18 protein-coding genes are annotated in these 22,346 nt (G+C 57.7%); 14 read left to right on the top strand and 4 right to left on the bottom strand.

Annotation, left to right across the window (positions count from 1 at the left end; genetic code table 11):
• Nucleotides 1-14 precede the first annotated feature (14 nt).
• The 13 genes from mshL to ACESMK_RS17830 all read left to right on the top strand — a co-directional run bounded on the left by mshL (nt 15) and on the right by ACESMK_RS17830 (nt 14,976).
• Entirely contained in the window at nt 15-1,727 is a 1,713-nt protein-coding gene (gene mshL, locus ACESMK_RS17770) for a pilus (MSHA type) biogenesis protein MshL (RefSeq protein WP_373001545.1), read from the top strand.
• 1 nt (nt 1,728) lies between these two features.
• Complete coding sequence (locus tag ACESMK_RS17775; protein WP_373001547.1) at nt 1,729-2,568, top strand: ExeA family protein; 840 nt, start codon at nt 1,729-1,731, stop codon at nt 2,566-2,568.
• Nucleotides 2,565-3,695 carry an MSHA biogenesis protein MshN gene (locus ACESMK_RS17780; RefSeq protein WP_373001549.1) on the top strand — a complete coding sequence of 377 codons (1,131 nt, stop codon included), beginning with the start codon at nt 2,565-2,567 and terminating at the stop codon, nt 3,693-3,695. The genes ACESMK_RS17775 and ACESMK_RS17780 overlap by 4 nt, the downstream gene beginning before the upstream one ends.
• The gene (locus tag ACESMK_RS17785; protein ID WP_373001551.1) at nt 3,695-5,464 is read left to right on the top strand and encodes a GspE/PulE family protein; all 1,770 of its coding nucleotides are present in this window, start codon (nt 3,695-3,697) and stop codon (nt 5,462-5,464) included. Before ACESMK_RS17780 ends, ACESMK_RS17785 begins: the two co-directional genes overlap by 1 nt.
• A complete protein-coding gene (locus ACESMK_RS17790; protein ID WP_373001553.1) occupies nt 5,464-6,693 on the top strand; it encodes a type II secretion system F family protein in 1,230 nt (409 codons plus the stop codon). Before ACESMK_RS17785 ends, ACESMK_RS17790 begins: the two co-directional genes overlap by 1 nt.
• Nucleotides 6,694-7,275, top strand: a complete 582-nt coding sequence (locus ACESMK_RS17795; RefSeq protein ID WP_373001555.1) for a hypothetical protein — start codon at nt 6,694-6,696, stop codon at nt 7,273-7,275.
• A gap of 36 nt (nt 7,276-7,311) precedes the next feature.
• A complete protein-coding gene (locus tag ACESMK_RS17800) occupies nt 7,312-7,824 on the top strand; it encodes a prepilin-type N-terminal cleavage/methylation domain-containing protein (RefSeq protein WP_373001557.1) in 513 nt (170 codons plus the stop codon).
• A 41-nt stretch (nt 7,825-7,865) separates the two neighbouring features.
• Nucleotides 7,866-8,342 (top strand): type II secretion system protein, encoded by a 477-nt coding sequence (locus ACESMK_RS17805; protein WP_373001559.1) that lies wholly within the window; start codon nt 7,866-7,868, stop codon nt 8,340-8,342.
• Between the two features lie 75 nt (nt 8,343-8,417).
• Nucleotides 8,418-8,879: a Tfp pilus assembly protein FimT/FimU gene (locus ACESMK_RS17810; RefSeq protein WP_373001561.1), complete on the top strand. Its 462-nt coding sequence runs from the start codon at nt 8,418-8,420 to the stop codon at nt 8,877-8,879.
• A complete protein-coding gene (locus ACESMK_RS17815; RefSeq protein ID WP_373001563.1) occupies nt 8,876-9,367 on the top strand; it encodes a prepilin-type N-terminal cleavage/methylation domain-containing protein in 492 nt (163 codons plus the stop codon). Before ACESMK_RS17810 ends, ACESMK_RS17815 begins: the two co-directional genes overlap by 4 nt.
• The gene (locus tag ACESMK_RS17820; protein ID WP_373001565.1) at nt 9,367-10,152 is read left to right on the top strand and encodes a type II secretion system protein J; all 786 of its coding nucleotides are present in this window, start codon (nt 9,367-9,369) and stop codon (nt 10,150-10,152) included. The genes ACESMK_RS17815 and ACESMK_RS17820 overlap by 1 nt, the downstream gene beginning before the upstream one ends.
• Nucleotides 10,142-10,555 carry a hypothetical protein gene (locus tag ACESMK_RS17825; protein WP_373001567.1) on the top strand — a complete coding sequence of 138 codons (414 nt, stop codon included), beginning with the start codon at nt 10,142-10,144 and terminating at the stop codon, nt 10,553-10,555. Before ACESMK_RS17820 ends, ACESMK_RS17825 begins: the two co-directional genes overlap by 11 nt.
• Nucleotides 10,552-14,976 carry a DUF2341 domain-containing protein gene (locus ACESMK_RS17830; RefSeq protein ID WP_373001569.1) on the top strand — a complete coding sequence of 1,475 codons (4,425 nt, stop codon included), beginning with the start codon at nt 10,552-10,554 and terminating at the stop codon, nt 14,974-14,976. The genes ACESMK_RS17825 and ACESMK_RS17830 overlap by 4 nt, the downstream gene beginning before the upstream one ends.
• 63 nt (nt 14,977-15,039) lie before the next feature.
• Here ACESMK_RS17830 and ntrC read toward each other — a convergent pair whose 3' ends face one another.
• From ntrC to glnA, 4 genes are all read right to left on the bottom strand, one after another.
• Nucleotides 15,040-16,467, bottom strand: coding sequence for a nitrogen regulation protein NR(I) (gene ntrC / locus ACESMK_RS17835; RefSeq protein ID WP_373001571.1), 1,428 nt, complete (start codon nt 16,465-16,467; stop codon nt 15,040-15,042).
• Entirely contained in the window at nt 16,464-17,558 is a 1,095-nt protein-coding gene (glnL, locus tag ACESMK_RS17840) for a nitrogen regulation protein NR(II) (RefSeq protein ID WP_373001573.1), read from the bottom strand. Before glnL ends, ntrC begins: the two co-directional genes overlap by 4 nt.
• Nucleotides 17,559-17,812: 254 nt before the next feature.
• Complete coding sequence (locus ACESMK_RS17845) at nt 17,813-18,337, bottom strand: DUF4124 domain-containing protein (RefSeq protein ID WP_373001575.1); 525 nt, start codon at nt 18,335-18,337, stop codon at nt 17,813-17,815.
• A 176-nt stretch (nt 18,338-18,513) separates the two neighbouring features.
• On the bottom strand, nt 18,514-19,917 hold the full coding sequence (gene glnA / locus ACESMK_RS17850; RefSeq protein ID WP_373001577.1) for a glutamate--ammonia ligase: 1,404 nt from the start codon (nt 19,915-19,917) through the stop codon (nt 18,514-18,516).
• 560 nt (nt 19,918-20,477) lie between these two features.
• Here glnA and typA point away from each other — a divergent pair.
• On the top strand, nt 20,478-22,289 hold the full coding sequence (gene typA, locus ACESMK_RS17855) for a translational GTPase TypA (RefSeq protein ID WP_373001579.1): 1,812 nt from the start codon (nt 20,478-20,480) through the stop codon (nt 22,287-22,289).
• Nucleotides 22,290-22,346 lie beyond the last annotated feature (57 nt).

A 22,346-nucleotide genomic window follows, 5' to 3' on the forward strand; every position in this document is an offset into this window, starting at 1 on the left:
ATAATCGGATTTTCATGACAACGATTAAAATCACCGGTGCACTGGCTCTGAGCCTGGTGTTGACGGCATGCAGTAACAATCCATTGATGCGCTCGGCAACGGCTACATCAACCGACGCCGCCGATGCGATTGATCAGAGCCTCGAAGAGGCTGGGCGGGCAGAGGCAACAAACCCCAAAGCGAAACCGGCTCCTGCGTCATTGCCTGCCGATGTGAGCGCCGCATTGCTCCCGCCGCTCTCCGACGGCGCCGATCTGGACGAGCGCTTTGACGTCAACGCTCGTGGCGTGCCTGCGGCAAGCTTTTTTGAATCGCTGGTGGACGGAACCCGCTACAACGTGGTGGTTCACCCCGATGTCAGCGCCAGTATCGACCTGCGGCTGGGGGATGTAACCGTTCCGGAGGTGATGGATATTGCAGGGGAGCTCTATGGGCTGGATATCCACCGCAATGGTCGGCTTTTCCGTGTTCGGGCTGATCAGGTGCAGACCCGGCTGTTCCCGATCGATTACCTGCATTTCAAACGCAAGGGCGGCTCGGAGACCCGGGTCAGCTCGGGCCAGGTGACCGGTGCTCGTGGCGGCAGTTCCGGCGGATCTGATAGCAGTGGCGATAGCACCGGTTCCGGTGAGACCCGCAACCTGGTGGGAACAACCATTTCCACGGAAACGGCTTCGGATTTCTGGCAGGACATTCAAACCGCGCTGAGCATGATTGTCGGTGGCAATGATGGCCAACAGGTCATCGTTAATCCGGGCGCAGGTCTGGTGATGGTCCGTGCCGGTTCCGAGGATTTGCGGATGGTTGAGGAGTATCTGCGCCGCACCGAGCTGATCATGCAGCGCCAGGTGATCCTGGAAGCCAAGATCCTGGAGATCGCGCTCAACGAGGGCTATCAGCAGGGAATCAACTGGTCGGATATCCAGAGCGCGTCGAGTATTACCGCCTCGGATGGTCTGCCGGAGGATTTTACCGCACAGGCACTGGCCGGCCAGGTGATTCAGACGTCGGATATCGGGGGGCTGTTTTCTGCCAGCGTGCGGGCCGGCGACTTTACCGGGCTCATCGAGCTGCTTGGTGAGCAGGGCAACGTGCAGATTCTCTCCAGCCCCCGAATTTCAACGGTGAATAACCAGAAAGCCGTGATCAAGGTGGGTACTGACGAGTTCTTCGTCACAGATATTGATTTTGATGATAACAACTCCGCCGTGACAGCCACCGATTCAACATCGACCTCTGTGGAACTGACGCCGTTTTTCTCCGGGATTTCCCTCGATGTCACTCCGCAGATTTCCGAGAGTGGCGTGATTACACTGCATGTTCATCCCTCTGTCAGTGAAGTGACCGATCAGGAAAAGGTGATTACCATCGGCGAGCGTGATGTGACACTGCCCCTGGCCAGCAGCACGGTGCGTGAAACTGACAGCGTTATTCGGGCCGAGAGCGGGCAGATTGTCGTGATCGGCGGTCTGATCCAGAACTCCAGTGAAGACAATAACTCCGCAGTGCCTTTCTTCAGCGACATCCCGCTGGTGGGAGAGCTGTTCAAGCAGCGTCGCTTCCAGTCGCGCAAGAGCGAGCTGGTGATCCTTTTACGGCCAGTTGTGGCCGGAACGCCAGAGATGAACGCCGATGTCTCTGCCAGCCGGGAGCGCATGAATGTGCTGCGCGAGTTGCTGCAATCGTCTGAATCCGTCACACCGGAACCGGAGAAAGCCGTTCGATAGCATGTACGAAGCCCATTTCGGACTGCAGGAAGCACCGTTTGCATTGACGCCCAATACCCGCTATTTCCTGCGGGCGCCCAGCCATGGTGATGCGCTGGAGTTGCTTTTGGTGGCGCTGAAAGAGCGGGAAGGCTTTATCAAGATCTCTGGCGAGGTGGGCACCGGTAAAACGCTGTTGTGCCGGTTGCTGCTTAATGAGCTGGAGCAGATTGCCCATACCGCCTACATTCCGAATCCGCACCTTACGCCGGAAACCCTTTACGAAGCGGTGGCCGAGGAGCTGGGTGTGGATATGTCAGGGTGTGCCAATGCCCATCAGGTTCTCAAGGCCATCAACGAACGGTTGATTGCCCACGCCATGGAACAGAAGCCGGTGGTCCTCGTGATTGATGAGGCCCAGGCAATGCCGGAGGAGACCATTGAGGCGTTGCGCCTGCTCACGAACCTCGAGACCGAAAGTATCCGGCTGTTGCAGGTGGTCCTGTTTGGCCAGCCGGAGCTGGATGTGCTGCTTCAGAAGCAGAGCCTGAGGCAACTGAATCAACGCATCACCTTCCACTATCGCCTTGCTCCACTGGACCGCGACTCCGTTGCCCAGTATCTGCGGCATCGTCTGGCACAGGCAGGATACAACGGTGCCGATCTGTTTGCGCCGGGTGCCTTGCGCCTGATCACCCGGGCTTCTGGCGGTATTCCCAGGCTGGTCAATATTCTTGCTCACAAGTCCATGCTGGCGGCCTGGGGTCGGGGCGATCGCCTGATTGAGCGCGGCCATGCCCTGCAGGCTATCCGCGATACCGATAGCGTACGGTCTCCGGGCCTGATCGGGAGGTGGTTATGAGCCTCCTGAATGACGCCCTGCGGGCCGCTGAACAGCGGCAGAACCGGCCTGAGGTGGCTGCGGCCTATGCTGGTCACGCCCATTCGCGTGGGCACCGGCGGTCGGGGCTATGGGCAATGGTGCTGCTGCTAGCGGCTGGCTTGATTGGCGCTTCTGCTTTCTGGTTCATGACCCGGAACAGCGGTGAAGAAATGCCAGCCGAGGCCAGCATCGAGCCAGTGTCTGAAACCATTCCGGAGCCTGAAGCAGGCGCAGGCGAGGTGAGCGAGATCAATCTTGCCGATTCACAGCCAGCGGACAGCGTCCAGGTAGTCGCTGAGCCAGTCATGACCGAGGTGGAAAATGAGCCGGTCAGCGAGCCGCCACCTGCCCCCAAGCCAGACACGGCGGCCCCGCCAGAAGCGACAGCTCAGGAAGTCGCCAAGGCGCGTGAGCCCGAGCCAGTGAGCGTCGAGGCCTCCGAACCGGAAACCGCCGCCAGTGAGCCGGTGGTGGCAGAGAACCAGCCAGCCCAGGAAGCAGAGACGCCAACGCCGCCGGTGAAGCAGGCACGTGAGACGCCGGAAGCCATCGACCGCCGAGTCAGTCGGGAGCTGTCGTCATTACTCCGAAGCGGTGAAACCCGAGAGGCTGAGCAGCGGTTGCAGGAGCTGGCGTCTACTCAGGTAGCCACGGCCAGTCGGGAAGTCTTTGCCCGTCAGATGCTGGTCCAGGGTATGGCCGACCGGGCACTGGCGTGGTTGCCGGAGTCCGTCACCGAGAGCGATGCCGGGCTGCGTTTGCTCAGAGCCAGGGCGCTGCATGCCAGCGGCAAGCTGCCTGCAGCACTGGCTACCCTTGAGAGCGCTGTGCCTGCGGTGGATCAGCACGCGGAGTATCGGGTGACCCTGGCCACCTTGTTGCAACAGGCGGGCCGCAATACCGATGCTGCGCGACACTGGTCAGCCCTGATCGCCGAGGATGACAGCCGCGCGGCCTGGTGGGTGGGCCTGGCGATTGCCCTGGAAACAGGCGGCGAAATCAATAGCGCGGTTCGTGCCTACAGCCAGGCCGCACAGTTACCCGGTCTTTCGCCGTCCCTGGTGGACTACGTTCGTGAACGACTGAAATCCTTGCAGGCGGGATGATGACAACAGAGCCCAAAAAGAAAGTCCGGTTAGGCGACCTGCTGGTTCAGAATGATGTCATTACTGAGCAGCAACTGATGACAGCCCTGCGCGAGCAGAAAAGCACGGGGCGGAAACTTGGCAAGACCCTGACCGACCTCGGCTATGTGGACGAGGATAGCCTGCTCAATATCCTGTCCCGGCAGTTGGACGTGCCCTTCGTTCAGTTGCGCCATTACCAGTTCAACAACGAGCTGGTAAAGAAGCTGCCGGAAGCCATGGCCCGACGGTTCCGCAGCATTGTACTCGCGGAGCAAGGTGGCGAACTGCTGGTGGGCATGGCCGATCCCCTGGACATTTTTGCCTACGACGAGCTGGTCCGCATTCTCAAACAGCCCATCAAACAGGCGGTGGTGCGTGAAAGCGAGCTGCTGAACACGCTGGATCTGGTGTACCGACGCACGGATGAGATCGCATCGCTGGCGGAAGAGCTGGAAGACGAACTGGGCGACGATGCCTTCGACCTCGCCGATCTGTCCGCCGAATCCGAAAGCGCTGAGGCGCCGGTGGTCAAGCTGCTGCAAACGCTGTTCGAGGACGCGGTTCAGGCCCGAAGCTCGGACATTCACATCGAGCCGGACGAGACAGTCGTCCGCATCCGGCAGCGGGTGGATGGCGTGCTCCAGGAACAGGTGATGAAGGAAAAGCGGGTCAATGCCGCACTGGTTCTTCGCCTGAAGCTGATGGCTGGTCTGAACATCTCCGAGAAGCGAATGCCCCAGGACGGGCGCTTCAATGTTCGGGTGAAGGGCCGCAGTATCGACGTGCGGGTATCCACCATGCCGGTACAGTACGGCGAATCGGTGGTCATGCGTCTGCTGGACCAGAGCCAGGGCATGTTGAACCTCGACGGCACCGGGATGCCGTCTCAATTGCTGGAACGGTTCCGCAGGATGATCAAAAAGCCCCACGGCATGATTCTGGTGACCGGGCCCACCGGTAGCGGTAAAACCACCACGCTCTATGGCGCGTTGACGGAACTGAACCGTCCAGAAGTGAAAATCATCACCGCCGAGGACCCGGTGGAATACCGCCTGCCCCGGATTACCCAGGTCCAGGTGAACCCGAAAATCGGGCTGGAGTTCGCCAATGTACTCCGGGCCGCGCTGCGTCAGGATCCGGACGTCATCCTGGTGGGTGAAATGCGGGACCGTGAAACCGTTGAAATCGGCCTGCGGGCGGCCATGACCGGTCACCTGGTGCTCTCTACCCTGCACACCAACGATTCCATCAGCAGTGCCATGCGACTGATTGATATGGGTGCGGAGCCCTTCCTGGTGGCCAGTTCCCTGCTGGGCGTTGTGGCCCAGCGACTGGTTCGGCGGGTCTGCGATAACTGCGCCGAGGCCTACGCGCCCACAGAGCAGGAAATGGTCTGGCTGCGCAGCTTTGATCTCGATCCGCTGGATATGGAAGCCGGGTTCGTGCATGGCCGCGGGTGTTACCAGTGCAGTAACACGGGCTATAAAGGCCGGATTGGCGTCTACGAAATGCTGGAAATGAACGAGGCCATGCTGGATGCCCTGCGCCGGCAGGATGTCTCTGAGTTCACCAAAGCCGCCCGGCTGAGCCCTCTCTACCGGCCCCTTGGACAGTGCGCGATGGATTTTGCGTTGCAGGGGACAACCACGCTGGACGAGGTGGCCCGGGTAGCGGCTACCTCTGAGGGCGAGTTCTCACCGGAAGATGAAGTTCCCCTGCCGGATGAGCCGATCGGGGGAGGTGCCTGATGCAGTTCAGCTACCGGGGCAAGGATAATCGAGGCAGTGTCCAGCAGGGTTTGCTGGGCGCGCCCAATGCCGATGCCGCTGCCACCGAACTGATGCGTCGGGGTATTACCCCGCTCGCCATCCGCGAGGTTCAGGAAACGGAATCGGTGGTTGATCGATTGAACCGGCTGCCGATCTTCCGGAAGAAGGTCACCCTCGATGAGCTGATTGTGTTTTGCCGACAGATGCATGCCCTGACCAAGGCAGGCATTCCCCTGATTCGAACCATGCGTGGCCTTGCGGAGACCACTCGCTCGCCGGTGCTGGCAGAAGTTCTGGAGGATGTGACCACCCGGCTTGAAGGCGGCACAACCATGGCAACGGCCATGCAGGCGCACCCGAAGGTCTTCTCCGAGCTGTTCATTGCCATGATCCATGTGGGTGAGAACACCGGGATGCTGGACGACGCCTTCCGCCGCCTGTCAGAAATTCTCGAACTTGAGAGAGATACCAAGCGGCGTCTGAAGCAGGCCATGCGCTACCCGACATTCGTCATCATTGCGCTGTTGTCGGCTCTGATGGTCGTGAACTTCCTGGTCATCCCGAAGTTTGCCTCGGTGTTCAACAAGCTGGGGGCCGATCTGCCGTTCCTGACCCAGGTATTGGTTGGAACTTCCAATTTCCTCCTGGCCTACTGGTACGTAATGTTGTTCGCTGCTGCCGCTGGCGGACTGTTGCTTAGGCAGTGGAAGCAGACGGAACAGGGCCGACTGACCTGGGACCGCTACAAACTCAGGTTGCCGATTATCGGACCGTTGCTGGAATTGATCACGCTCAGTCGGTTCGCGAGGAACTTTGCTACCATGCTGTCCGCCGGCATGCCCGTAACAACCGCATTAACCGTGGTGGCTGACACCACGGATAACGCCTGGATCTCGACCCACATAAAGGATATGCGCGCCGGCATCGAGCGGGGCGAGAGCCTGCTCAGAACTGCCCGGCACAGCGAAATGTTCACCCCGCTGATTCTGCAGATGATTGCAGTGGGCGAGGAAACCGGTTCCGTGGACGACATGCTCAACAACGTGGCCGACTTTTACGATGAAGACGTGGATTACGGCCTTAAACGGCTGGCGGAATCCATCGAACCGATACTGATTGTGGCCATGGGCATCCTGGTGTTGATTCTGGCGCTGGGCGTGTTCCTCCCGATCTGGGATCTGGGGGCCGCCGCCATGGGGCGGGGCTGAGTGCCAGCGGCAAGGTTGTCGGATGCCAGCGGGCTTGCGCTTTCCCGCAAGTTTCGTCTGGCGGTCGTGGTTTTGGTGCTGGGTGTTCTGTGGTGGTTCCTGCTGGGCGTACTGGAGCGGGAAACCCGAAACGCCGAAGAACGGGCTGCCAATATGGTGGTCGGGCAGTTGAAATCGGCACTGGTGATCAAGGGCGCCGAGGTAATGCTGAGCCGAGACGGACGCCTTACGGAGCACCATGGCATCAACCCGTTCGAGCTGGTGGAACACCAGTGGGGCAATTACGCAGGGCGATGCCAGCCCGAACAACTGGCACCTGCAACCTGGTGTTTTCGGGTTGTTGAACAAAAAGAAACAGAAAACGGGCCCAAAGGCTGGTTAATTTATAACCCGGGGCAGCCGATAACCATAGACAGTCGGCAAGCCAATGAAGAGCAGCCTCTGGCCTGGGCAGTGACCACGGAATTTGCAGACCGCAACGGCAATGGCGTGCGGGAGCAGGAAGAACGGCTGACGGGGTTAAAACTGGCTCCGGTGTCGTTGACAGAAGAAGCAGCGCAAACGCAGGATGCCCAACGCTGACCAGACGGATGAACACAACCGTAACGAGGCCGACCTATGAAGTGGGAAACAGATACACGAAAACAGCAGGGGTTCACCCTGATTGAGCTGGTGGTCGTCATTGCCATCCTGGCAATTCTTGCCGCCTTCGCTCTGCCACGATTTGCCCAGCTTTCCGAGCAGGCGCATCAATCCAGTATTCGGGCAACTGCGGGGGCTCTGGCAGCGGGTGTTGCCTTGGCAAAAACCCAGTGGGTATCCAATGGTTTCACTGCAGCAGAAACGGATGTGGTGGGCTTTGGTAACGACAACGTGGATGTCAGTGATGACGGCTGGCCAACATCCGTTGATTCAGATGACACAACGACTGCCATGAACGCGACCAAGTGTCAGGAAGTCTGGCTGGGCGTGTTGCAGTCAAATGCACCGACGGTGGGTACCGCTGGCACGCCCGAATATCTCATTACTATTGATAACGGTGATTGTGTGTTCACCTATCAGGCTGATAACCAGGGCAGCACCATCGAGTATGACGCGGATACTGGCGAAATAAACACAACGATTAATTAATCAATCTGAAAGCCAACTGGCGATAAAAACGGAGTAGTACTATGAAAGCGATGACAGCCATTGCAGCAAGAAAAGAGAAAGGTTTCACCTTGATCGAACTGGTTATGGTGATTGTAATTCTGGGGATTCTGGCGGCGTTTGCTTTGCCGAGGTTTGCGGATTTTGGGGGAGATGCTGAAAAAGCCGCTAGAGCCGGTGTTGTGGGAGCTATGAAATCAGCTGTTGGTATTACCCGTGCCCGCTGTTTGGCGAGCTCTAGTTGTGATCAGTCGGCGGCAACTGGCGAGACTGTTGAGCTCGAGGGAGTAACGATTGATCTGGCTTATGGATACCCTAATGCAACGGATGACGGGATCGTTGCGGCGGCGCAGATTGATGCTGGAACAATAGGCCACAATAGTGGCGTTACAACTATTACTTTAGACTCTGACTGCACTATTGAGTATCAAGAAGCGGAAGATGATGGTAGTGGTAATATCACGCCTCCTCAATATGCTGGAACCACCACCTGTAATTAAGGTTTGAGTCTAAGGGTGATAGTCAGGACTGCCTAAGCTTAGTTTTGGGTGCCATTTTCGGTAATCGGGAGGGACATGGGATTAGAGAGCAAGTCTAAGATCTCGGGCTTCACCCTCGTTGAGCTGGTGATGGTCATCATCCTGATCGGAGTCCTCTCCGCTCTGGGCATTGGTCTGTTCGCCAGCCGCTCGGCCTTCTCCCCCTTGCTGGCCACCCAGCAACTTGCCTCCGCCACGCTGCTTGCGCAACAGGCAGCGCTGGCGGGGAATCCCGCCAATACCCTGACCATTGAGCAGGGTGGCGACAACTTCCGGTTTATTGTGGGCGCTGGTTCCGGCAATTCGAGAATTTTCGAAATAGCCCGGGAAGGCACCAGTCTGTCAGCGCCGGGTGGGTTGCCATTGACTCTGACCTTTGACAAAAAAGGTGCGCCATCAAGCGGCACCAATCTGCAATTCACCTTTTCCGGTGACAGTACGTTTCAAACCTGCCTCAGTTCCCTGGGCGCTGTGTACGTCGGGAGCTGTCAGTCATGAGGTCAACTCACAATGGCGCAACTCTGGTAGAACTGGTCATTACGATCGTGATTATCAGTGTTGCCATCGCCGGTGTGGTTGGTGCGTTTTCGCTGATAGCGGGGCGGAGCGCGGATCCTCTTAACCAGGCTCGCGCCGTCAAGCTCGCGCAGCTCTATATGGATGAGATTCTGAGCCAGAAGTACGATGACCAGACGCCTCAGGGCGGTTTTCCCAAGTATACCGGGCTCTGCACCATCGGCGCCGAGGGTTCTGAAGATCGAGCGACCTTCGACGATGTGGATGATTACGACGGTCTTAGCGGTGCGCCGTCAACGGCTACCGGTGCTGCACTGAGTGGCTACTCCGGGTTTTCGATTTCAATCGCTGTATCCTGTGCCGGAACAGAGGTGGGCCTGCCTGCGGCGGAAGCCAAGCGGATTGATCTCGATATCACAGCGCCCGGAAACCAGTCGTTTTCTTTCACGGCATACAGGGCCAACTTCTGATGCTCCGGGCCCGCGGTTTCACCCTCGTGGAGCTGGTTATGGTCATCGTGTTGTTGGCCATCGTGGCAACCATTTCGGTCCGCTTCGTCAGCCTGTCCACCCAAGGTGCACTGGATGTCAGCGCCCGGCAACAGCGTTCCCTGGCCGGCGTTGTTATCAGCGAGCAGATCAGCCGTGAGGTGCGGGAAGCACTGCCTACCTCAATCAGAACCAATGCCGCTGGAAACTGTCTCGAGTGGATGCCCATTCTGGCAGCGTCGAACTACCTGGATCTCCCACGAGGGGGCAATCCGGACTCCTTTCAGGCTGTCCCCCTGGCGAACGGAGCTTCTGCTGCCGGCCGGGTGGTGGTCTATGGGTATGGCTCCGACGTCTACAATCCTGGTAGCCCGGGGCCGATTTCGCCACCGGCGACTTTGCCTTCCGGTGCTTCCCCTGTGACTGTCATCTTCGATTCAGGCGCAACCCACCGGTTCTCGGCGCAGTCGCCTGAACGTCGTTTCTACATCGTGGGCGAGCCGGTTTCCGTGTGTCAGGTGGGTGCGTTTCTTTATCGCTACCGGAACTACGGCATCAACACATCGCCGTCGACCGGGTTACCCTCAAACTACCCGGATCGGGAAGTGATGGCAGCGACACTGGCCAACAATTCCCTCGATTTTCAGGTAACACCCCCGAGCCTGCAGCGTGCCGCGGTGGTGTCATTCAGCTTTGTGCTGGCCGACCCGGATTCCGGAGAGACCACAACTATCAGCCAGGAGGTCCAGATTCGCAATGTGCCCTGAACCTCGAAGTCTGGACCGTCAGGGCGGCGCCGGGCTGCCCGTTGCCCTGTTCATTATCACTGTGTTGGCCCTGCTGGTGATTGGCATGGCGCAACTGCAGCAGATGAGTGGCGAGTCTATCAGTCTCCAGATCCAGTCCCAGAGGGCATTTTATGCAGCGGAAAGCGGCGCCCAGGTAGCCGTGAGGGACGTGCTGGAGGCAGGCAGTTGCAGTGCTTTGACAACGCCTCTGTCTTTCTCTGCATCAGCCCTCAATGGCTGCAGCGCAGCCCTCAGCTGTGAATCAGTGACAGAGAACATCAATGGCCCCGGTGGCAACACGGTTTTTTCAATCGCCAGTACAGGGCAGTGTGGTAGTGGGCCTGATCAGGCTGTCCGGATAATCGAGGTGCGCGTCAGATGAAGTGGATCAGAATCAACCGCCCGATGTCCGGTGTGCTCTCCATGCTGGCTTTAATGGCCTGGACAACCGTGTCCGAGGCCGCCTGGTTTGATCAGGACTGGAATTACCGCAAGGCGATTCAGATCCAGGCCAGTCAGGTGGTGGGCGACCAGGCGGATTTTGCGGTTATGTTCAGAGCGACAGACGCAGATCTGGCCAATTCCGCACAAGCCGACGGCGATGACATTGTTTTCGCTCTTGAGGATGGAACCAAGCTTGATCATGAGCTAGAGCGATATGATGGAAATACTGGTGAGCTCGTTGCCTGGATCAGGATTCCGACCCTGTTGGCATCCGCTAATACCAATCTCTTCCTTTACTACGGAAATCCGTCAGCTGGCAATCAGGAAGAAGCGTTCGATACCTGGGATGACGATTTTCAGATGGTTCACCATCTGGAAGAGCCGGGAGGCGATGGGACCGACCTTTTCGACTCGACAAGAAATGGACACGATGGTGAAGTGTTCGGCCGTGGAAATAATGTGCCAACGTACCTTTCCGGCGGTATTGCCAACGGTGCAAGGTCCCACACCGGTCAGCTGTCACCCGGGAATTCGCCTGATTCACTTGTGGGTTTCTCAGATTTCGGAGACCCGGGTTTATCATCGAGCTTTACTGCCGAGGCCTGGGCAAGGGTATCGGCGAATCAGTCCGGAAACGATCATCACCCGATCTTCTGGAAGGGCAACGTCATCGGCTGGGGCGCCAACTACTTTTTTCGAATTGCCGTCAGGCAGAACAACGGCATTACGTGGGGAGTTACCTGCGGCAACACCGAGGCCTGGTTCGATGGAGGCAGTGCCAGTACAGGTTGGGCCCACTATGCCATCAGTTTCGACGGCACTACGACCCGTGCCTACATCAACGGCCAGCAGGTCGCGTCCGATAATGACTGCGCGGGCAGAAGCCTGAACGTAACCTCCCAGCCATACAGATCTGGCTACGGCATTGTGCAGGGCAACGGTGAAACCGTTCTCAATGGCGATGTTGATGAGGTCCGGATCTCCTCCCGGGCCCGTTCCGGTGGCTGGCTCAGGACCCACTACAACAACCTGTCTGATCCGGGAACCTTCTTTGTTATCGGCAATGAGGAGACCGGCGGGTTCTGCAGCACAGTGACGGCCCTTTTCTGCGACGATTTCGAACGCGGCTCTCTTGGGCCCGATTGGTCTGTGGTAACAGCGTCCGGCGGTAATGCCGGTATCAGTGCGCAAACCAGCAAGAGTCCCGTTCGCTCTCTGTATACCTCCAGCGGCTTTGCCGAGGTTACGCTTGCGCCTCTCGATCTTTCCGGGCTGACATCCGGCACCGTCGCCTATTGGTGGAGGCGGGGCGACGATGCCTTCAGTGAAGATCCGGATGGCGGTGAAGACCTTCGGGTTGAGTATCTTGATGATGCCGGCAACTGGGAACTGATTGACCGATATCCCGGTAACGGGACCACCGGCGAGTCTGGTGACGTAGTCTTCACTCTCCCGCCTGATGCATTCCATAACAATTTCCGGATGCGTTTTGTTCAGGAATCCGGCAACACCGGTAACTTTGATTTCTGGCACATCGACGATGTCGTCATTGATGGCTCCTCGTCGCCGCTGACTTGTGCAGGTGATACCTTTGGAACCGGCACGCTTTCGCCCGATGACTGGATTACGAATGTATCCAGCGGCAGCTTTACACCGGGTATTGTCAATGGTCGCCTTCGTATGACAGAGGCCTCTGGCAATCAGGCGACAGCCGCAACGTTTCAGAATCTGATCCCCGGAGCGGACAACTACGTTCGACTGGAATTCGACTATTTTGCGTACGGTGGTAATGGCGCCGATGGCCTGACGGTTGTGCTGTCGGATGCGTCTGTTACGCCTCAGCCTGGTAGCTTCGGGGGATCGCTCGGCTATGCCCAGCGCAATAATGGCGATCCCGGATTCGCGGGTGGCTGGCTTGGTATTGGTCTGGACGAATTCGGAAACTTTTCCAATGCCACCGAAGGGCGCGTGGGTGGTATCGGCTTTGTCAGGGATGCAGTTGCAATTCGTGGTGCTGCCCAGAGTAACTACCAATACCTTGGGGGAACCGGTTCCCTGAGTCCGGGAATCGATCAGCCCGGCAATAATCCAACGCCTCACCGTTATCGGATTATTGTTGATTCGAGGGGAGGTGTCGGTCCGATTGTTTCCGTCGAGCGGGATGTTTCAGGTACAGGTAATAACTTCCAGCAACTGGTTCAGCTGGACTTGAGCAGTTTTCCGGATCAGCCGGCGACTCCTCAGAACTTCTACTTGTCATTGACTGGCTCAACGGGCGGATCCACAAACATTCACGAGCTTGATAACCTGCAGCTTTGTGCCGAAAAGCTGAATCCTGTCGGGAAGCTGGTTGATCACTTCGAGTTTGTGCACGACGGTACTGCGCTGACATGTCAGCCGGAGACGGTCACGGTCAGGGCCTGTGAAAATGCCGATTGCAGTGTGCTGTTCACGGATCCGGTCGATGTGACGCTGAGCCCTTCGGGTTGGGTCGGCGGCGACAGTTTCACTTTCAGTGGTGGTCAGGCCACGCGGCAGTTGCAGAATACGACTGCCGGGACGGCTACCTTGGCCATCGCATCGTCAGATCCTTCGACGAAGGCGTTCACACAGACTCTTTGTGATAATGGGAGTGGCAACGTTACCGCAGCCGCGTGTGAACTACCGTTTTTCGATGCCGGCCTGGCCTTTGATATACCCGATCTGACCTCACACCAACCAGCAAACTCAGTGCAGATAAGTGCGGTGCGTCGAGACAACCAGACTGGCGCATGCGTTCCGGCTTTTGAAAATGTCCAACGGGAAGTCAGTTTCTGGTCAACTTATGTCGATCCGGGGCCAAACGGTCGTCCCGAGAGCCGCCCGGTAATCGTGGAGAATACAGCGGTCGGTTCTGGTCAGGCCAACGCTACACCGATTGATCTTCAATTCGGGCCGGGCGGCATTGCGGAAGTGGATGTGGTCTACCCCGACGCAGGTCTCCTCAACCTGGATGCCCTCTACCTTGGTTCGGCAGCCACCGATGATGATGGCTTGCAAATGCCGGGAGCGGACAGTTTTGTCAGCGTGCCAGCCGGGTTCTGTGTGACATCGGCGGGGGATTGTCCGGCCGGTGATTCGACCTGTCCTGCCTTCCGGAAAGCCGGACAGCCGTTTGATCTTTCGATTACTGCGGTAGGCTGGCAGCAGAACGGCGACAGTGACCTGTGCCAGGGTAATCCGGTGACGCCGAATTTCCGACTGCTCGACATCCCTTTATCGGCAACGCTGATTCAACCTGCAGGTGGCGCATCGGGGTCCGTGACACCCGTCAGTTATTCCCACACCAGATCCGCCTCCGCAGTGGAGACTGTTTCGACAGAGATGTCAGAGGTAGGTGTTTTTCAATTTGAAGTATCTCCGAGGCCAGGGAGCTATCTCGGGCGAGATGTTCCTGATGGCCGCAGTGCGCCAATAGGGCGCTTCTATCCGGATCGTTTCAGGGTATCGGTGGATCCGGGCGAGTTTGAAGCGCAATGCACGACGGGCTCCCCTTTTGTTTATACGGGTCAGGAGTTCGAATGGCTGGTCACGCCATCTCTGACGATTGAGCCTTTGTCAGCACGGGGAACGCGAACCCTGAATTATACATTCAGTGGCTTCCAGAAACTGGTGGCATCGGATATTGATCGCTCATACCCACTCGCGGACAGTTCGGCTGTTGATCAGGCTGGCGGGCCCATGGCGCTTATCCCAACCGAGGTTGGGGGCAGTCTTTCGGCCCCGGTGTCAGTGCTGGGCAATGGACTGATGCGATACGATTTCTCTGCGTCTGACAGCTTTGCCTACAGCAAAACCTCAGCTTCCCTGATAGCGCCGTTCACTCCTCAACTGGAATTTGCCATCACCAGCGTGATTGACTCGGACGGCGTTGACGCCTCTGCTGCTCCCTACCTGTTTACACCTGCCGCCGTGTTCGATGTCCGGTTTGGCCGTTTTTTGTTGGAGAACGTGTATGGACCGGAGAACATTGCTTCACTCGAGATGCCGTTCAGGCTGGAGTATTGGGACGGCGCCCGCTTCGTGACTCATGCGGACGACAGTTGTACAGCCTGGAGTACGTCTGACCTTACCAACTCGGCAAACCATCATTCCATTGATTCCAGTGCGCCCTCGAGCGGGGTGTTCTCAATGGGGCAGGCCGCGCCGCTGGCGCTCGTGCCCGATGGAACCCGCGGTACCGATACGCTGGTTTGGAACGTCGACTCCTGGCTGGAATTTGATTGGAACGATGATGGCGTGCTCGAGGACCCTACAGGCCTCGCAACTTTCGGAGTCTACCGGGGGCATGACAGGGTGATTCACTGGCAGGAGCGATAAAAAAAGGGGCAAGACTCGGGTCTTGCCCCCAAAAATCAACGAACCCCGGCGGCTCGCCAATCGTCAATCCTCTTCATGCTCCGGATGATCCATCCCCAGTTCATTGATCTTCCGGGTCAACGTATTCCGCCCCCAGCCGAGCAGAATTGAGGCGTCGCGGCGTCGACCGCCAGTGTGCTTCAGTGCCGTCTCGATCATGATCTTCTCGAACTCCGGCACTGCGGTATCGAGAATCCCTTTCTTGCCCCGCTTGAGTTCCTGTTCCGCCCAGTTTTTCAGGCCTTCCTGCCAGGTCGTCCCGGTGGTTGGAGCCTCTGCCTGGTGCAGTAGTTCAGGGGGCAGGTCATCTATGTGAATCTCCCGGCCACTGGCCATAACCGTCAGCCAACGGCAGGTGTTCTCCAGCTGGCGGACGTTGCCGGGCCAGGGCAGGGTGGTGAGGTATTCTTCAGCTTCTTCGCGCAGGATCTTGGGCTCTACGGCCAACTCTTTCGCTGCGCGCTTCAGGAAATGCTGCATCAGCCGTGGGATATCCTCCCGACGCTCGGCCAGCTTGGGCAGATGTACGCGAATCACGTTCAGGCGGTGGAACAGGTCTTCCCGGAAGGTGCCAGCCTGCACCAGTTTTTCCAGATCCTGGTGTGTGGCAGCGATGATCCGTACGTCCACCTTGATGGGCGTTGTACCACCCACCCGGTAAAACTCGCCATCGGCCAGAACCCGCAGCAGCCGGGTCTGGGTGTCCGCGGGCATGTCGCCGATTTCATCGAGGAACAGGGTGCCGCCGTTGGCCTGTTCGAAACGACCCTGCCGGGCGGCGCCGGCGCCTGTGAACGCGCCTTTCTCGTGGCCAAACAGCTCGGATTCAATCAGATCCTTCGGGATGGCGGCCATGTTCAGGGCAATGAACGGATGGTTCGCCCTGGGGCTGTGATTATGCAGCGCCTGGGCCACCAGTTCCTTGCCCGTGCCGCTTTCGCCGTTGATCAGAACGGTGATGTTGGAGTGAGAAAGCCGGCCGATCGCCCGGAAGACTTCCTGCATGGCCGGTGCTTCGCCAATGATTTCGGCGTTGCGCTGGGCCATCTCGGCCTGGGGTTCAGCACTGGCCCGCTTTTCGTGGCTGTGGGCAATGGCGCGTTTGACCAGTGCTACGGCATCATCCACATCGAACGGTTTGGGCAGGTATTCGAAGGCACCGGTCTGATAGCTGGTTACCGCACTTTCGAGATCGGAGTGGGCGGTCATGATGATGACGGGCACGTCCGGGTGAACGTCCACTATCTGGGAAAGCAGGGTGATGCCGTCGACGCCTGGCATCCGGATATCGCTCACGATGGCATCCGGCTGTTCGTGTTCCAGCCGCATCATGATGCTTTCACCACTGTCAAAAACTCGGGGCTGCATACCGGCCTGGTTAAGGGCGCGCTCCAGCACCCAGCGAATACTGCGGTCGTCGTCTATGATCCAGACGTTCGCCGGTTGGCTCATGGGGTGTCCTCCAGAGGCAGGAAGATGATGAAATCAGTTCGGCCTGGCTCGCTCTCGCATTCAACCAGTCCACGGTGTTGGCCGATGATGCTCTGGGTAATGGACAGGCCCAGGCCTGTGCCGCTGGCACGACCACTGATCATCGGATAGAAAATATTCTGTACGAGCTCCGGCGGAATGCCTGGGCCGTTGTCGATTACGTCGACCCGACACACCAGCCGATGGCGCCGGTTACCAATCGTGAACTGACGCAGAGTGCGGGTTCGGAAGGTGATCGTCGGCGGCTCCTCGGAATGGTGGCTCGCCTGGTTTTCAAAGGCAGCTTCCATGGCGTTTCTGGCAATGTTCAGGAACGCCTGGATCAGTTGCTCCTTATCACCTTTGAATTCTGGGATGCTTGGGTCGTAGTCGCGTTCGAAATTCAGTCGACCTTTGCTTTCTGCCTCAAGTAGCGTGCCCACGCGTTCCAGAACCTCATGGATATTGGTTGGTGCTAGCTTCAGTGCCTTGTTTGGACCCAGCATCCGGTCGACAAGGCTTCTCAGGCGATCTGCTTCGTCGATGATGACGCGGGTGTATTCCCGCTGGTCTTCACTGTTGAGTTCCCGGTCAAGAAGCTGCGCCGCGCCGCGTATGCCGCCAAGCGGATTCTTGATCTCATGGGCCATGCCCCGGACCAGGATGCGGGTGGTCTCCTGCTGGGAGATGATGTCTTCTTCACGGCTGATCCGCATCAGCCGGTCTCTCGGCTGGATTTCGATCAGCAGTTCCGTCGGTTCCAGACTGATCGGCGTAACCGAGTAGTCGACGGTCAGTCGCGAGCCGCTGGTCAGAAGAAACTCGGCTTCCCGGCGAGTGTACGATTGCCCGTTCCGGACGGCGGCAAACAGTGTTTTCAGGGCGTCTTCGGATTCGACCAGAATGTCCTGGAAGGGCTGGCCCTGGCTTCGGGTCATGCTGGTTTCGAACAGGCTTTCGGCGGCCGGATTGAGATACTGGATGGTCAGGTTATCCTCAAGTACCAGGACGGCCGTGGTGAGGCTGTCGAGTATACTTTTGTATCCGGTTTGCTGGGCCGAAGGCAGTGCCATGCTTGAATCCCGTTGGTTCGACAAAGTGTGACCTCCGGAGTTTTGCAAAAAGCGAACCACTTTGGGCCGGGTTCACAAATGAATGGGCAAAGTGCGGGCAGAAGGGCGCAATGGCGTTGAAACGTGCCGTAAGCTGGTGCAAATGGGAGGAGGCGCTCCGACCAGCCTGGAAAGTTCGCCCTGTTGCTGATCAGAGTATGGCTTTTTTCTGGTGCGCGCGCACCATAATAGTGCGCATTGTTTTCCGGGTATGCCTAGTTTGCCACGGACGGGCGATGAACGGTGAACGTGATCGGTGAGCCGGATTTAACCTGAACTCCGTTCTCATCGACGATATGAACCTGGGCTTCGTGGGTTCCGCGGAAGACGTTATTGACGGTGATAGAACCAGAGGTGCTCTGCCCAACCGGCTGACCGTCCAGGGTTACCTCGTATTTATGGCCGGACTGGAGGCCGGGCGTACTGCGAACTTCAAACTGGACGTCACCGCTGCCGCTGTGGAAAGCCTGATCGTCGTCCGGAGAGGAAAAGGAAACGCTCTCATAGGCTGCGCCCTCTCTCTGAACCTCCTCGAGCAGCTTCTCGGTTTCCTGCACAGCCTCAGGCTTGGGCAGGGTGATTGTCGTGACCGGCTTGACCTCGACTGTTTCAGAACCGTCGCTGGGCTCATCAGAATAGGTCACGTTGCCGTGGGCATCGACATTGCGGTAAACCTCCGCGGAGACCGGAGACGCCAGGAGAAACAGAAGGCCGGTCACCAATCCAGACTTTGGATTCATAAGCTCACCTGTTATTGGGTTTTCCCGATTATCGGTGGCGCCCAGAGTCTTTTCAACGTCTGTAGCACCGGATGTTGGTTACATATCGTTAAGGGCTGCAGGCACTGTGCTTTTGCTCACAAAAAAGCCCCGCACTGAGGCGGGGCTTTGCTGCTTGTCCTCTCGTGAGAGAGGTTTTAGCAGGAGTAGTACAGCTCGAACTCGACCGGGTGAGTGGTCATGTTCAGTTTCTCGACTTCACCGCGCTTCAGATCCACGTAACCTGCGATCATGTCTTCGGTGAATACGCCACCACGAGTCAGGAACTCGTGATCTGCTTCCAGGCAATCCAGGGCTTCAGACAGGGTTTCGGCGACTTTCGGAATGCTCAGCGCTTCTTCCTTCGGAAGGTCGTACAGATCCTTGTCCATGGCATCGCCCGGGTGGATCTTGTTCTGGATACCGTCCAGGCCGGCCATCATCAGCGCCGCGAAAGCGAGGTACGGGTTGGCCGCCGGGTCAGGGAAGCGTACTTCAATCCGGCGCGCTTTCGGGCTGTTCACGTACGGAATACGGATGGAGGCGGAACGGTTACGGGCAGAGTAAGCCAGCATTACCGGTGCTTCGAAGCCGGGAACCAGGCGCTTGTAGCTGTTGGTCGCCGGGTTGGTGAAGGCGTTGATGGCCTTGGCATGCTTGATGACACCACCGATGTAGTAAAGAGCCGCTTCGCTCAGGCCGGCATAGCTGTCGCCTGCGAACAGGTTCTTGCCGTCTTTGCTCAGGGACATGTGTACGTGCATGCCGGAGCCGTTATCACCTACGACCGGCTTGGGCATGAAGGTTGCCGTCTTGCCATAGGCGTGAGCTACGTTGTGAACGCAGTACTTGAGGATCTGTACTTCGTCAGCCTTGCGGGTCAGGGTGTTGGCGCCAACGCCGATTTCACACTGGCCAGCGGTGCCCACTTCGTGGTGGTGTACTTCAATTTCCAGGCCCATGGACTCCATGGCGGCACACATGGCGCCACGCAGGTCGTGCAGGCTGTCTACCGGCGGAACCGGGAAATAGCCGCCTTTGACGCCCGGGCGGTGACCAATGTTGTTGCGATCGAAATCTTCGCCGGATACCCAGGCAGCTTCTTCAGAGTGAATGCTATAGGAAGCGCCTTGCATGTCCACGTTCCACTTGACGGAATCAAACACGAAGAATTCCGGCTCCGGGCCAAACAGGGCACCATCGGCGATGCCGGTGGACTTGAGGTATTCCTCTGCGCGACGGGCAACGGAACGCGGGTCTCGCTCGTAACCCTGCATGGTAGAAGGTTCTACGATGTTGCAGGTGATGTTTACAGTGGTTTCTTCGGTGAACGGATCGAGTACGGAAGTCTCGTCGTCCGGCATCAGGATCATGTCGGATTCGTTGATGCCTTTCCAGCCGGCGATGGAGGAGCCGTCAAACATTTTGCCGTCGGCAAAAAAGTCTTCATCCACTTCGGTGGCGGGCAGCGTCACGTGCTGCTCTTTGCCGCGGCTGTCAGTGAAGCGCAGGTCAACCCATTTGACTTCGTGTTCTTTGATCAAATCAACTGTCTTGGACATTGTGCATGCTCCGTAAGTTATACCGCACAGGCGGCTGTATTCATGTTCGTGGTGCCGGATCGCCCGGGTTAACGGGTTCCGATCTGTTTCTCAGGTTCGCGCAGCTTAGCAAATGCCAGTGCGTCTTACCTGCAAATTTCGGCTGATTTCGATAAAGCAAGGCGCTTGCCAATTTTTAGGGCATGCTCCAGAACGGCGCAACTGCAAGGGTTTGGGGCATATTCAAAGGAAATTAGTCACTCTGCAGGTGTAACTTGCACTTAATTGGTGCACTGTGTTGGTGCGTTTATTGAGTGATTGCCCCAATTGAGTGCGGCTGCCTTGAATAAAGAATAGGCGTTTTTCTTCATATTAACGACACAGACTTTTCGATATACTGCGCGCCGCTTCATTTTTTACCCTGTCATTTTCAGATCCCGGATCGGAAAGCACCGTGCAGGGTGCCGGGCAGCCAGCTCCGGTGAATGAGTTCATTTTACGGATTTGAGACGGCATGTGCTGGGATTCCCCCTGCGAACGACCTTCTCAGGTCATTGAGTGCATGCCGCAGGACTATTTTTGTGATTGAAAAACTTCGTAATATCGCCATCATCGCCCACGTTGACCATGGTAAAACCACCCTCGTCGACAAGCTTCTTCGCCAGTCCGGTACGCTGGACCGGAAAGAGCTCGAGAACGAGCGGGTCATGGATTCCAATGACCAGGAAAAAGAGCGGGGCATTACCATCCTGGCGAAAAACACCGCCCTGAAATGGAACGGCTACGACATCAATATTGTCGACACCCCGGGCCACGCTGATTTCGGCGGTGAGGTTGAGCGGGTGATGAGTATGGTGGACTGTGTGCTGCTGGTGGTTGATTCCATCGACGGCCCCATGCCCCAGACCCGGTTCGTTACCCAGAAGGCGTTTGCCGCGGGCCTGCGCCCGATCGTGGTCGTCAACAAGATTGACCGTCCGGGCGCCCGTCCGGATTGGGTTGTGGATCAGGTATTCGACCTGTTTGACAACCTGGGTGCGACGGACGAGCAGCTGGATTTCCCGATTGTCTATGCCAGCGCGCTGAACGGCATTGCCGGAATGGATCATGAAAACCTGGATGACAACATGGATGCCGTGTTCCAGGCGATTGTTGATCACGTGCCTGCACCGAACGTGGACCCTGACGGTCCGTTCCAGATGCAGATCTCCCAGCTGGACTACAACAGCTTCCTGGGTGTGATCGGTATTGGGCGTATCATGCGGGGCAAGATCAAGACCAATTCACCGGTCACCGCCATTGGCGCCAACGGCAAGAAGCGCAATGGTCGTATCCTCAAGATCATGGGGCATTCCGGTCTGCAGCGTGTTGAAGTGGACGAGGCCCAGGCTGGTGACATCGTCTGTGTCAGCGGGATGGATGAGCTGTTCATCTCCGATACCCTTTGTGATCAGGCCAACGTTGAGGCGCTGCCCGCGCTGACGGTGGATGAGCCGACCGTATCCATGACGTTCCAGGTTAACGATTCGCCCTTCGCTGGCAAGGAAGGCAAGTACGTGACCAGCCGGAACATCAAGGAGCGCCTCGAGAAGGAGCTGCTGCACAACGTGGCGTTGCGCGTTGAAGAAGGCGAGTCGGCGGACAAGTTCAAGGTGTCTGGTCGTGGTGAGCTGCACCTGTCGGTACTGATCGAGAACATGCGCCGCGAGAATTTTGAGCTGGCCGTTGGCCGCCCGGAAGTGGTTATCAAGGAAGTGGATGGCGTAAAGCAGGAGCCGTACGAAAGCGTTATCGTCGACATCGAGGAGCAGCACCAGGGCCCGATCATGGAACAGATGGGCCTGCGTAAGGGCGATCTGACCAACATGGTGCCGGATGGCAAGGGGCGGATGCGCCTTGAGTACACTATTCCTGCTCGCGGCCTGATCGGTTTCCGGAACACCTTCCTGACCATGACATCAGGTACTGGCATCCTGACCTCGACTTTCAGCCACTATGGCCCGATCAAAGTCGGCGATGTAACCAGCCGTCAGAACGGCGTCATTGTGTCCATGGCCACAGGTACAGCCCTGACTTACTCGCTGGAAACCCTGCAGAGCCGCGGCAAACTGTTCCTGGATCCTGGCCAGGAAATTTATGAAGGGCAGCTGTGTGGGATTCACAGTCGGGATAATGACCTGGTGGTTAACCCCACCAAGGGCAAGAAACTCGACAACATGCGCGCATCCGGCAAGGATGAGGTCATCGGGCTGGTGCCGCCCATCAAGTTCACGCTTGAGCAGGCGCTGGAGTTTATTGACGATGACGAGCTGGTGGAAGTGACACCGAAATCCATCCGGCTGCGCAAGAAGCTCCTGACTGAAAACGAGCGTAAGCGAGCCAACAAGAAGTAATGTGAATATAGGGGCGGATGAAAGCTTTCATCTGCCCCTTTTTCATCACCTCCTCTC

It is taken from the genome of Marinobacter sp., assembly GCF_041687235.1.
GTDB lineage: Bacteria > Pseudomonadota > Gammaproteobacteria > Pseudomonadales > Oleiphilaceae > Marinobacter.